The sequence below is a fragment of the Streptomyces sp. 351MFTsu5.1 genome (assembly GCF_000383655.1).
GTDB classification, from domain to species: domain Bacteria; phylum Actinomycetota; class Actinomycetes; order Streptomycetales; family Streptomycetaceae; genus Streptomyces; species Streptomyces griseorubiginosus.
In genome coordinates, this window is record NZ_KB911787.1 from 157,329 (window position 1) to 169,662 (window position 12,334).

The window sequence follows — 12,334 nt, forward strand, 5'->3', positions numbered from 1 at the left end:
GCAGGCGGCACCGACGAGAGGAACAGCACGTGAGCGACTGGCAGTTGACCAGGGCCTTCCGGAGCAGCTCCGGTGAGGTCCGCTGGGACACCCTCGGGGACCCAGGCCACGACCCGGTCGTCCTCCTGCACGGCACGCCCTTCTCTTCCTACGTCTGGCGTGACATCGCCCGCGCCCTGTCCCGCCGCCACCACGTCTTCGTCTGGGACATGCCCGGCTACGGCACCTCGGAGATGTCCGACGGCCAGGACGTCTCCCTCGCCGCCCAGGGCCGGGTGTTCACCGAAGTGCTCACGCACTGGGGCCTGGCCGAACCCCGTGTCGTGGCCCATGACTTCGGCGGCGCGGTGTCGCTGCGGGCCCATCTCCTGCACGGTGCCCGCTACCGCACGCTCACCCTGGTCGACCCGGTCGCGCTGGCCCCTTGGGGGTCACCGTTCTTCCGGCTCGTCGGCGAGCACTCCGAGGTCTTCGACCGGCTTCCCGCCGCCCTGCACCGGGCCCTGGTCCGTGAGTACGTCAGCTCCGCCAGCAGCCCGGGCCTGCATGCCAAGGTCCTCGACCGGCTCGTCGAGCCCTGGCTCGGCGAGGTGGGCCAGGCCGCGTTCTACCGCCAGATCGCCCAGGCCGACCAGCGCCACACCGACGAAGTGCAGGACCGCTACGGCGAGATCACGGTTCCGACCCTGGTGTGCTGGGGCGAGGACGACACCTGGATCCCCGCGGAAAGGGGCCGGGACCTTGTGTCCCGCATCCCGGGAGCACACCTCGAACCGATCCCCGGCGCAGGCCATTTGGTCCAGGAGGACGCCCCCGCCGCACTCTTGGCGGCCCTCCTCGACCAGTGCCGCGTCGAGTGATGTTTGCCCCGCCCGTACGGTCAGGGCATACATGCCGACCGCTGGGCGGCGGGGCGGGTGAGGCAGGAGGGGATCGTCTGGGACGACCTCTCCTGGTGAGCGCTGAACCGCCTGTACGGAGCGGCTGCCCGCGCGAGGTGGTCGACACGGCGAACGTCGGCTGATGGGGCGCTAGCTCTTCGCCAGCGCCTCCAGATGCGCCCGCCGCACCTCGGCCGTCTGCCCCTGCACCAGCAGGAACATCCCCTCGCGGAACAGCCGTTGGGCCGTGCCGTCGAGAGCTGTGGCCCGGCCGCCCCCGGCCACGACCGCCGCGGTCGTGGCCGTGCGCAGGAGGTCGTACGACCGTGTCTTGAGCGCCAGCCGTTCGGCGATGCGCTCGTGCGGGACGGGATGACCGGCCAGTGCGTACGCCTGCGCGCGCACCTCGTCGAGGCGACCGCGCAGCGCTTCCGCGGTCTCCGGCTCGCCCGCGTCCTCCAGGACCCGGAGCGCCGCGTACGCGACCCCGAAGACAGCGGGGGAGGCGTTGGTGTTGCGGGGCTGGTCGACCAGCGCGAACTCGTTCTGCGGTGTGCGCAGCACCACCGACTCGTCGGGCAGCCACAGACCGTCCAGGGCCAGGGAGACCGTGCGGGACGCGGTTAGCGCCGCGAGCCGCATCGGCTCCGAGGCCCGCAGACCCGTCTGCTCGCGGGCCTCGGTGAAGGCGAACACCACCTCGTCGGCCTCGGTCACCCCCGCGAGCAGCATCACGTCGTTGAGGCCCCAGCCGGTGTACCAGGGCACCGTCCCGTCGAACCGCCAGCCGCCCCGCTCCGGCGTCGCCCGCACCGGCACCCGCGGAAAGGCGCGGACGTGCGCGAACGCGATACCGGCCAGCAGTTCCCCGGTCGCCAGCGGCCGCAGCAGCCGCTCCCGCACCGGCAGGTGGGTCTGCGCGAGCATCTTGACCGGCGTGTGGTGCTGGGTCTGCACGAACCAGGTCGAGCAGCAGGCCCCGGCGAGGATCTCCTGGACCTCCCGCGCCACCACATCGGGGGCGCCCGCACCGCCGTACCCGACCGGCGCGCTCACCCCGAGCAGCCCCGACCCCCTGATCGCCTCGAGGTGGCTCACGGGCACCCCCTCCTGGTCGACCCGTGCCGCCTGCGGGGCGAGCAGACCGTCGGCGAGCGTGCGGGCGGTGGCGAGGAGCGGGTGCGGTGCGGAGGTCATGGAGAAGATTCTCCCGATCTCCTCGCGCGCGGTGTCGATCCGGGGGTGTGACGTTCGTGTAGGAGGTGAGACAAGCTCACAGGAGGCGAACATCATGGGGTACTACCTGCTCAACGTCATGCAGCCCGGCTGGGACGACCTGCCCGCGCCCGAGGTGATGGCCGAGATCGGCAAGCGGCTCGACGCATTCCACCGGGAGCTGCACGCGGCCGGCGCCTGGGTCTTCGCCGGAGGCCTGCACGGACCCGACGCCTCGACCGTGCTGCGCCCCCGCGACGGCGACGTGCTGATCACCGACGGGCCGTACGCCGAGGGCAAGGAACAGCTCGGTGGCCTGTGCATCGTGAAGGCGCCGGACCTCGACGCGGCCCTGGAGTGGGGGCGCAAGGCGGCCCTGGCGACCACCCTGCCCATCGAGGTGCGCCCCTTCCAGCACCAGTCCGAGGACTGATGACCCTCGACATCGAGGCGGTCTTCCGCGCGGAGTACGGCCGCGCGGTCGCCGTCCTGGTCCGCTCCCTCGGTGACATCGACCTCGCCGAGGAGGCCGTCCAGGACGCCTTCGCCACGGCGGTCCTGCGCTGGCCGGAGACCGGTGTGCCGCCCAGCCCGGCCGGCTGGATCATCACCACCGCCCGCAACCGCGCCGTCGACCGGCTGCGCCGCGAGTCCACCCGCGAGGCCCGGCACGCCGAGGCCGCCCTGCTGCACACCCCCGACCTGCCGCCCGAGGAGGGCCCCGTGCGCGACGAACGGCTCCGCCTCCTCTTCACCTGCTGCCACCCCGCGCTCGCGCCCCAGGCCCGGGTCGCCCTCACCCTGCGGCTGCTCGGCGGCCTCACCACCTCGCAGATCGCCCGCGCCTTCCTGGTCCCCGAACCGACCATGGCCCAGCGGCTGGTCCGCGCCAAGGCCAAGATCCGCGACGCCCGCATCCCGTACCGCGTGCCCCGCGACGCCGACCTGCCCGACCGGCTGGGCGGGGTCCTCGCCGTCGTCTACCTGATCTTCAACGAGGGCTACGGCGGCACGCCCGAGCTGTGCGTGGAGGCCGTACGCCTGGGCCGGCTGCTGACCGAGCTGATGCCGGACGAACCCGAGGCCACCGGCCTGCTGGCGCTGATGCTGCTCATCGAGTCCCGCCGAGCGGCCCGCACCGACGACACCGGCGCCCTCGTCCCCCTGTCCGAGCAGGACCCCGCCCGCTGGGACCGGGAGCTGATCGCCGAGGGGCAGTCGCTCGTACGGCAGTGTCTGCGCCGGAACCGGCCCGGGCCGTACCAGATCCAGGCCGCCATCCAGGCCGTGCACAGCGACCCGCCGACCGACTGGGACCAGGTCCGCCGGCTGTACGACCAGCTCATGGCCGTGGCTCCCGGTCCGGTGGTGGCCCTCAACCGCGCGGTCGCCGTGGCCGAGGCGGACGGGCCCGCCGAGGCGCTCGCTCTCGTCGACGCCCTCGACCTCGACGGCTACCACGTCCTGCACGCCGTCCGGGCCGATCTGCTGCGCCGCCTGGGCCGCGGGGCGGAGGCCGCGGAAGCTTATGCGAGGGCCGCCGAACTCACCGAGAACCCGGCTGAGCGCACGTACCTGGAGGCGCGACGGCAGTCGCTCACGGGCCGTGACGGAAAGTAGTGCCGACGGTCCGGAATTTCCTCGGACCCGGAAAAGGTTGCAATATACATCTGACCGTCGAGACCCGGCCGCAAGGCCCGCGCACCCCAGCGAGGCACCCGTGAACCACCCCGCCCCCGAGCAGCCCGCCGACGTCGTCGCCCGACTGCGCGCCACCTTCCGCAGCGGCCGCACCAAGCCCGTCGAATGGCGTACGACCCAGCTGCGCCGCCTGCGGGAGCTGCTCACAGAGAACGGCACGGAACTGGCCGCCGCCCTCCACGCCGACCTGGGCAAGAGCTCCACCGAAGCCTTCCGCACCGAGATCGACTTCACGATCCGCGAGATCGACCACACGCTGGACCACCTCACCGACTGGCTGCGCCCCGAGTCCGCGCCGGTCCCGGCGCACCTGGGCGCCGACGCCACCGCGTGGACGCAGTACGACCCGCTCGGCGTGGTCCTCGTCATCGCCCCCTGGAACTACCCGGCCCAGCTGCTGCTCGCCCCCGTGGTCGGCGCCCTCGCCGCGGGCAACGCCGTGGTCGCCAAGCCGAGCGAGCTGGCCCCGGCCACCTCCGCGGCCATCGCCCGGCTGGTCCCCGCCTACCTGGACACCGACGCGGTGGCCGTCGTCGAGGGCGGGGTCCCCGAGACCACGGCCCTGCTCGCCCAGCGCTTCGACCACATCTTCTACACCGGCAACGGCACGGTCGGCCGGATCGTCCTGCGCGCCGCCGCCGAGCACCTCACCCCGGTCACCCTCGAACTGGGCGGCAAGTCCCCGGCGTTCGTCGACCGCGACGCCGACCTCGCCGTGGTCGCCGACCGGCTGGTCCGCGGCAAGTTCCTCAACGCCGGACAGACCTGCGTCGCCCCCGACTACGTCCTGACCGACCCCGAGACCGCGGCGGCCCTGGAGCCCCTGTTCGTGAAGGCCGTCGAGACGCTCTACGGCGCCGACCCGGCCGCCTCCGGCGAGTACGGCCGCATCATCAACGAACGGCACTTCGACCGCCTCACCGGCCTGCTGGACTCCGGCCGCACGGTCGTCGGCGGCGAGAGCGACCGTAGGGCCAAGTACATCGCGCCCACCGTCCTCGCCGACGTCGACCCCGAGGCTCCGGTCATGCGGGAGGAGATCTTCGGCCCGATCCTGCCGATCGTCACCGTCGACGGCCTCGACGCCGCCATCGACTTCATCAACGACCGGGACAAGCCGCTCGCGCTGTACGTCTTCACCGACTCCGACACCACCCGCAGCCGCATCGCCGACGAGACCTCCTCCGGCGGCCTCGGCTACGGTCTGCCCCTCGCCCATCTCACCGTCTCCGACCTGCCGTTCGGCGGGGTCGGCGAGAGCGGCATGGGCAACTACCACGGCCGGTACTCCATCGAGACCTTCAGCCACCGCAAGGCGATCCTGGAGAAGCCGCTCGTCTGACCGCGACGGCCGGGCGGGGGTGGTGCGGGTGGTGTCACAGGCCGAACAAGGCCGCCGCGTTGTCGTGGCACACCGCTCGCAGCCACGCGTCGCCCAGCCCGAGCCGCTCCAGCGACCGCAGCTGGTGCAGGTAGGCGTAGGGGATGTTGGGGAAGTCGGAGCCCAGCAGAATCCGGTCGCCGAGCGCGGTGAGCCGGGGCAGCTCCGCGGCGGGGAACGGCATGAACGCCTCGGTGAAGTCGGTGAACGCCATCGTCGTGTCCAGCCGCACCTCCTCGTACTGCTCGGCGAGGTCCAGGAACTCCGTGTACTCCGGCATCCCCATGTGCGCGACGATCAGGCGCAGCCTCGGGTGTCTCGCCAGCACCCGGGCGATGTTCTCGGGGCCGGTGTGCTTGCCGGGCGCCGGCCCGGAGCCGCAGTGGATCACCACCGGGACGCCGGCCTCGGCCAGCACGCCCCATGCCCGCTGGAGGAGTTCGTCGGCCGGGTCGTAGGCGCCCACCTGTACATGGGCCTTGAACACCCGCGCGCCCGCCTCCACGGCCTCCCGGACGTAGGCCTCGACGTCCGGCTCGGGGTAGAGCGTGCAGGTGTGCAGACAGTCCGGGGTGCGGGCGGCGAACTCGGCGGCCCACCCGTTCAACCACTTGGCCATGCCGGGCTTGTGGGGATACAGCATCGCGGTGAAGGCCCGGACGCCGAACCCCCGCAGGACGGCCGTGCGCTCCGCCTCCTGCGTGCGGTAGGTGATCGGCCACTCCATGCCGCCGGTGAGCGGTCCGACGGAGTCGAAGTAGTCCCAGACCTTGTGCAGGACACGCTCGGGCATGAAGTGGGTGTGGACGTCGACCAGCCCCGGCAGGCCCAGGCGCTCCCAGAAACGCCGGACCTCACCGGCCTCCTCGCTGACGGGCGCCACGCGGTGATCGTTCATGCCGCCCACCCTCCGCCCTGAGCGGCCGACGAGGCGAGACCTTCCGCGGGCGGCGCGGTGAGGCGTGCGTCACATGCCGTTCACCCATCCGCGGGAGTCCCCCGGCGGCGGGGCCGACGCGCCCCACCGGAGCTCCTACCCTCGAAGACGACGAGCGGCTGCACTGCGCGACACCGGGGACGACGATGCACGAGTGGGCGATGCCGACGACCTGGACACCCTCCGTCCAGGGCCACCGAGGCGACGGCTTCGTCGCGACCCCGTTCTCCGAGCGCTGCGTGGGCCTCGTCGAGTCCGGGCACCACGTGTTCCTCGGGATCAGCCCCGGCAACGGCTACTTCTCCGAGGACCGGCTCGTGGCGCTGTTGCGCTGGGCCGCCGCCCGCTTCACCCGGATCGAGATCGCCCACCCCGGCACCGACACCGTCGCCTGCACCTACCTCGGCCGCGGCTACGAACCCCGGCACGCCCGCGCCCGCGCCCACCGCGACGTACGCCAGACGGCCAACCGCGTCGCCCGTGCCGTGGCCACCGCGCGACTCGCCCCCGACCGCCTCCGCGTCGCGCAGTTCCACGACTTCTACGACACCCCCGCGTACCGCGCCGCCCGCGAGCGCATCGCCCGCGCCCACCGGGAACAGACCGCCTTCCACGCCACCTGCACCCGCATGGTCTCCGGCGTCCTGCGCACCACGATGCCCGCCGACTGGACCCCGACCGCCGACCAACTGGCAGCGGGCGCCGAGTACCTGGACAGCGAGCTGCCCTTCCTCCTGGACACCCCGGGCATCCTCGGCGTCCCGGCCTCCGTCTTCGCCTACCGCGCCACCCCGGCCCTCGCGGGCTTCCTCTACGGCCCGGACGCTCAGCTCCCGGCCGCGGACACCCAGGGCTTCGTCACGGTCGAACCGCTCCCGGCGGCGCGCTGACGCCGTACCGGGCGGCCCCGGGTCGTGCCGTCCCGCGCCGCTTCCGGCAAGCTCGACACCGGACAGCACCACCGCACCCCCGCAGAGAGTTGACGTCATGACCGACAAACTCACCGTGAGCGTCCTGGGCACCGGCATCATGGGCGCCGCCATGGCCCGCAACCTGGCCCGCGCCGGACACACCGTCCGCGCCTGGAACCGCAGCCCCGACAAGGCGCGGCCGCTGGCCGAGGACGGCGTCGCGATCGCCGACAGCCCCGCCGAGGCGGTCCGGGGCGCCGACGTCGTGCTGACCATGCTGTACGACGGCCCCGCGGCCCTGGACGTGATGCGCCGGGCGGCCGAGGGCCTGCGTCCGGGCATCGCCTGGGTGCAGTCGACCACCGCGGGCGTCGAGGCGATCTCCGAGCTGGCCGCGTTCGCCCGCGAGCGTGAACTGGTCTTCTTCGACGCGCCCGTGCTGGGCACCCGCCAGCCCGCCGAGGCCGGTCAGCTGCTGGTCCTGGCGGCCGGACCGGCCGACGCCCGGGACACGGTCGCCCCGGTGTTCGACGCCGTCGGCGCGCGCACGGTGTGGACCGGGGAGGACGGGGCCGAGGGCAGCGCGACCCGGCTGAAGCTGGTGGCCAACAGCTGGGTGCTGTCGGTGACCAACGCGGCGGGGGAGGCGCTCGCCCTGGCGAAGGCGCTCGGCGTCGACCCGCAGGGCTTCCTCGACGCCATCGACGGCGGACCGCTCGACATGGGCTACCTGCGCGCGAAGTCGGGGCTGATCCTGGAGGGCCGGTTGTCACCTGCCCAGTTCGCGGTCTCCACCGCCGCCAAGGACGCCCGTCTCATCGTCGAGGCGGGTGCGGGCGGCGGCGTACGCCTCGACGTGGCCGCCGCGAGCGCGGAACGCTTCGAGCGGGCCGCCGCGCAGGGACACGGCGACGAGGACATGGCGGCCGCGTACTTCGCGAGCTTCGACGAGAAGGCGTGAGCGTGGCGGAGCAGGCGTGAACCGGGTGATGAACGCCCCGCGCGTCAGACCTCGCTGCTCAGCGGGTGGCTGAAGCCCTGGTCGGAGATGAGCCGGGCGCCCTGCGCGAGCTCGCCGGCGAACCGCTCCACCGCCTCGTACGGGAAGCGGTGGCTGGGCCCGCTCACGGAGAGGGAGGCCACGACCCTGCCCGTGCGCCCGGTGACGGGGACCGCCACCGCGGTGAGCCCCTCGTCGAACTCGCTGCTGCTGACGGCGTACCCGCGCTCGGTGGCCTCCGCGGCCCAGGTGCGCAGGAGCGCGGCCTGCTCCTCGCCCTGCGGTGAGGTGGCAGCGACCCGGCGCAGGAACGTCTCCGAGGCGTCCCGCAGCAGGATCTTCGAGGAGGCACCGGCCCACAGGGGCTGCTCGTCACCCACGTCCACGACATGGCGCAGTGGGTGCGGGCTCTCCTCGTGGGCCACGCAGATCCGGTGGACGCCCCGGGCCACGAAGAGGTTGACGGTCTCGCCCAGCCGGTCCGCGAGGTCCCGCATCACCTTGCGGGTCTCCTGCGGCACCTCCCACTGGCCGCGCGCCAGATAGGCCCAGCGCCACAGCGCGGGCCCCGCGGTGTAGCCGGACGGGTGTGCGCCCAGCAGCCCGGACTCCTCCAGGGTCTGCACCAGCCGCAGCGCGGTCGTCTTGGCGAGCCCGGTCGCCTCGGTGATCTCCCGCAGGGTGATCACGGGCCGGTCCTCGGTCAGCAGGGTGAGGATGTCGAAGGCCCGCCGCACACTGCGCACCCCGCCCGACTGCTGCTCGGGCTCACCCTCCGCCCGCGTCCGTCCGTCGCTCACCCACTGCCTCCCCGTAGCGTCCGCCGATGGTCCGACCGTAGTCCGCTCTGCGGACCCAGGAAACCGCGCGACACCGGAAATCCCCGTCGACCCTCCTGCTGGAGGGGATCCGGCCCCTTGTCCGCCCGGCACCCGCGTCCTAGGCTGACCGCACAGTGGATCGAACGAACCGTCTAGTGGTCCGTCGGGGAGTCTCAGTGACAGGGAGCGACCATGCGTAAGTCCATCGCCACCGTCTGCCTCAGCGGCACCCTCACCGAGAAACTCACCGCCGCCGCCCGCGCCGGATTCGACGGTGTCGAGATCTTCGAGAACGACCTCCTGGCCAGCCCCCTCACCCCGGAGGAGGTCGCCGCCCGCACCGCCGACCTGGGCCTGAGCATCGACCTCTACCAGCCGATGCGGGACATCGAGGCCGTCCCCGAGGAGGACTTCGCCCGCAACCTCAGGCGCGCCCGGCACAAGTTCGAGCTGACGCGTAGGCTCGGCGCCGACACCGTCCTCGTCTGCTCCAGCGTGTCCCCGCGGGCGGTGAACGACGACTCGCTCGCCGCCGGGCAGTTGAGCCGACTCGCCGACCTGGCCCGGGAGTCCGGTGTCCGGGTGGCCTACGAGGCGCTCGCGTGGGGGCGGCACGTCAGCACCTACGACCACGCCTGGCGCATCGTCGAGGCCGCGGGGCATCCGGCGCTCGGCACCTGCCTGGACAGCTTCCACATCCTCTCCCGCGGCTCCGACCCCAAGGGCATCGAGGACATCCCCGGCGAGAAGATCTTCTTCCTCCAGCTCGCCGACGCGCCCCGCATGGCCATGGACGTCCTCCAGTGGAGTCGCCACCACCGCTGCTTCCCCGGCCAGGGCGGCCTCGACGTCGCCGGACTCCTGCGGCACGTCCTGAACGCCGGGTACGCGGGCCCCCTGTCCCTGGAGGTCTTCAACGACGTGTTCCGCCAAGCGGACGCGGGCCGCACCGCCCTGGACGGTCTGCGCTCCCTGCTCGCTCTGGAGGAGACCGCCGGGGTCCTGCCGCTCCCGGCCCCGGTGGTCCCCTCGGGGGTCGCCTTCGCCGAACTCGCCACCAGCGACCCGGAACCCGTCGGCGCACTCCTCACGGCCCTCGGCTTCACCCGCACCGCCCGCCACCACGGCAAGCCGGTCGACCTCTGGGCGCGGGACGAAGCCAAGGTCCTGGTCAATGCGGGCGCCGCAGGCCGCCGTACGGACACCACGCTGGCGGCCGTGGGCCTGGAGACGGCGGACCCGGAAGCCTCCGCCCGCCGCGCCGAAGCCCTCCTCGCGCCCGCCCTGCCCAAACGTCGGAGCGCCGAGGACGTCCCCCTGGAGTCCATCGCCGCCCCGGACGGCACCGAGGTCCTCTTCTGCGCCACCGGCCGCCCCGAACTGCCCAGCTGGACCGACGACTTCGCCCGCACCGTGGACAGCGTCCCCGCCGACCGCACGGTGGACAGCGTCCCCGCCGACCGCACCGCGATCGACCATCTCGCGTTCACCCAGCCCTGGCACCACTTCGACGAAGCCGTGCTGTTCCACCGCACGGTCCTCGGCCTCAGCCCGCACGACACCGTCGAACTCGCCGACCCCTACGGCCTGTTCCGCAGCCGCGCCCTGTCGGCCTCCGGCGAGGCGGACGGGCCCCGGCTCGTCCTCAACCTCGCGCCCTCCCCGGAGGAGGACGGCGGCACGCGGGCCCGGCACGTGGCGTTCGCCGTCGACGACCTCGTCGACGCGGTACGCGGCTTCCGCGCGGCCGGGGCACGGCTGCTGCGGATCCCCGCCAACTACTACGACGACCTGGAGGCCCGGTTCGACTTCGCGGAAGGGGAGTTGGAGACCTTCCGCGAACTCGGCATCCTCTACGACCGCGACGAGCAGGGCGGAGAGTTCCGCCACTGCTACACCGAGACGGTCGGGCAGGTGTTCTTCGAGTTCGTGCAACGCACCGGCGGCTACCGCGGGTTCGGCGCGGCCAACGCGCCCGTCCGGCTGGCCGCGCAGCGCAGGTAGGAGTTCGGAAAGTGGCGCCGGTCGCGGGTCCGGGGTGTGTCATCATCCGCCGATGACCTCCGAAACGATCACCGCGGACGCGGCAGGCACCTGGACACTCGGCGATCTCACCGTCAACCGCGTCGGCTTCGGCGCGATGCGGCTGACCGGCAGCGCGGCCTTCCACCTCGGCACCCCGAGCGACCGCGAGCGCTCCGTGGCGGTGCTGCGCAGAGCGGTCGAGCTCGGCGTCGACCACATCGACACGGCCGCCTTCTACTTCTCCTCGCTGCGCTCCGCCAACGAGATCATCAACAGTGCGCTCTCCCCGTACTCCGACGACCTCGTCATCGTCGCCAAGGTCGGGCCGTACCGGGACTGGTCCGGGGAGTGGGGGACCTCGGCCCGGCCGGAGGACCTGCGCGGCCATGTCGAGGAGAACCTCCGTCAGCTCGGCCGCGACCACCTCGACGTGGTCAACCTGCGCCGGATGGGGCAGGACTCGATCGCCGAGCACTTCGGGGCACTGGCCGAACTGCGGGACAAGGGGCTGATCCGGCACCTCGGCATCTCGAACGTCTCACCCCGCCACCTCGCCGAGGCGCAGGCCGTCGCTCCCGTGGTCTGCGTGCAGAACCGGTTCGGGCTGGGCTCCGGCACCCCCGGCACCGACGAGATGCTGCGGATCTGCGGCGAACAGGGCATCGCCTTCGTGCCGTTCTACGCCATCGCGGGCGAGGGCGGCGAGCGGGGAGCCACCACCGGCCACGACGGGGCGGTCCTGACGATCGCCGAGGCGCACGGCGCCACCCCCGCCCAGATCCGTCTCGCCTGGACCCTCGCCCAGGGCCCGCACGTCCTCGCCATCCCCGGCACCGGTAACCCGGACCACCTCGCCGAGAACGTCGCGGCGGGCGCGCTCCGGCTCACCGACGACGAACTCGACACGCTGAACTCCCTGCATCACAAGGCGGGTTGAGCGGTCATACGACCCAGGTGCCGTCCTTCATGATGTGCCGCCCGCGCATCTCGTGGATGCCGTGCAGGGCCTGCACCGCGTGCGGGCGCACCTCGAAGAAGGCGTAGGACGCGCTGTCCTCGCGCGGATCCCAGCCGTGCTTCGCCAGGAACGCGTCGATCGCCCCGGCCGGCACCTCCTGGCCGCCGTAGGTCCGCACGTCCCCGTCGATGAGCACGACGTCCTGGGTGTCCCCGAAGGCCAGCCGGGTGCGGCCGCCGTCGCGCAGATTGCGGCCCGTGGGGTTGGTGATCCGGGTGGACAGCCACACGCACCCGTCGTGCCAGACGAACCACAGCGCGACCAGGCAGGGCAGCCCGTCTGCGTCGGCGGAGGCCACCCAGATGTCGGTCTCCCGCTCCAGGCGGTCCAGTACGTCGCGCTTGCGCTGCTCGGGGGTCCGGCTCTCGGTGATCGTCATGGGCGGGACGCTACCGGGGCCCGGCCACCGACGCCTCGGTCCGTGGCCCTACGACCCCCGGCCGA

12 protein-coding genes are annotated in these 12,334 nt (G+C 72.9%); 8 read left to right on the plus strand and 4 right to left on the minus strand.

Annotation, left to right across the window (positions count from 1 at the left end; all coding sequences use genetic code 11):
* Positions 1 to 29 precede the first annotated feature (29 nt).
* Positions 30 to 860, plus strand: a complete 831-nt coding sequence (locus H295_RS0127465; protein ID WP_020138570.1) for an alpha/beta fold hydrolase — start codon at positions 30 to 32, stop codon at positions 858 to 860.
* A gap of 171 nt (positions 861 to 1,031) precedes the next feature.
* Here H295_RS0127465 and H295_RS0127470 read toward each other — a convergent pair whose 3' ends face one another.
* Complete coding sequence (locus H295_RS0127470) at positions 1,032 to 2,078, minus strand: acyl-CoA dehydrogenase family protein (RefSeq protein WP_020138571.1); 1,047 nt, start codon at positions 2,076 to 2,078, stop codon at positions 1,032 to 1,034.
* Between the two features lie 94 nt (positions 2,079 to 2,172).
* On the opposite strand from H295_RS0127470, the gene H295_RS0127475 reads away from it, so the two are divergent.
* From H295_RS0127475 to H295_RS0127485, 3 genes are all read left to right on the plus strand, one after another.
* Entirely contained in the window at positions 2,173 to 2,529 is a 357-nt protein-coding gene (locus H295_RS0127475) for a YciI family protein (protein WP_020138572.1), read from the plus strand.
* Positions 2,529 to 3,716, plus strand: a complete 1,188-nt coding sequence (locus H295_RS0127480) for an RNA polymerase sigma factor (RefSeq protein WP_020138573.1) — start codon at positions 2,529 to 2,531, stop codon at positions 3,714 to 3,716. Before H295_RS0127475 ends, H295_RS0127480 begins: the two co-directional genes overlap by 1 nt.
* Before the next feature lie 100 nt (positions 3,717 to 3,816).
* Entirely contained in the window at positions 3,817 to 5,139 is a 1,323-nt protein-coding gene (locus H295_RS0127485; RefSeq protein WP_020138574.1) for an aldehyde dehydrogenase family protein, read from the plus strand.
* A gap of 34 nt (positions 5,140 to 5,173) precedes the next feature.
* Here the strand turns inward: H295_RS0127485 and H295_RS0127490 are convergent, their stop codons facing one another.
* A complete protein-coding gene (locus tag H295_RS0127490) occupies positions 5,174 to 6,076 on the minus strand; it encodes an amidohydrolase family protein (protein WP_020138575.1) in 903 nt (300 codons plus the stop codon).
* Between the two features lie 200 nt (positions 6,077 to 6,276).
* Here H295_RS0127490 and H295_RS0127495 point away from each other — a divergent pair, with 200 nt between their 5' ends.
* The gene (locus H295_RS0127495) at positions 6,277 to 7,005 is read left to right on the plus strand and encodes a tRNA-dependent cyclodipeptide synthase (protein WP_234021693.1); all 729 of its coding nucleotides are present in this window, start codon (positions 6,277 to 6,279) and stop codon (positions 7,003 to 7,005) included.
* 97 nt (positions 7,006 to 7,102) lie between these two features.
* Positions 7,103 to 7,987, plus strand: coding sequence for an NAD(P)-dependent oxidoreductase (locus H295_RS0127500; protein WP_020138577.1), 885 nt, complete (start codon positions 7,103 to 7,105; stop codon positions 7,985 to 7,987).
* Between the two features lie 44 nt (positions 7,988 to 8,031).
* Here the strand turns inward: H295_RS0127500 and H295_RS0127505 are convergent, their stop codons facing one another.
* Positions 8,032 to 8,826 (minus strand): IclR family transcriptional regulator, encoded by a 795-nt coding sequence (locus tag H295_RS0127505; protein WP_020138578.1) that lies wholly within the window; start codon positions 8,824 to 8,826, stop codon positions 8,032 to 8,034.
* A gap of 213 nt (positions 8,827 to 9,039) precedes the next feature.
* On the opposite strand from H295_RS0127505, the gene H295_RS0127510 reads away from it, so the two are divergent.
* Both H295_RS0127510 and H295_RS0127515 read left to right on the plus strand, forming a co-directional pair.
* A complete protein-coding gene (locus tag H295_RS0127510) occupies positions 9,040 to 10,851 on the plus strand; it encodes a bifunctional sugar phosphate isomerase/epimerase/4-hydroxyphenylpyruvate dioxygenase family protein (protein ID WP_020138579.1) in 1,812 nt (603 codons plus the stop codon).
* Between the two features lie 52 nt (positions 10,852 to 10,903).
* Positions 10,904 to 11,809 carry an oxidoreductase gene (locus tag H295_RS0127515; RefSeq protein ID WP_020138580.1) on the plus strand — a complete coding sequence of 302 codons (906 nt, stop codon included), beginning with the start codon at positions 10,904 to 10,906 and terminating at the stop codon, positions 11,807 to 11,809.
* Positions 11,810 to 11,813: 4 nt separating this feature from the next.
* On the opposite strand, the gene H295_RS0127520 is transcribed toward H295_RS0127515, so the two are convergent.
* The gene (locus H295_RS0127520) at positions 11,814 to 12,269 is read right to left on the minus strand and encodes a pyridoxamine 5'-phosphate oxidase family protein (protein WP_020138581.1); all 456 of its coding nucleotides are present in this window, start codon (positions 12,267 to 12,269) and stop codon (positions 11,814 to 11,816) included.
* Between the last annotated feature and the right edge of the window lie 65 nt (positions 12,270 to 12,334).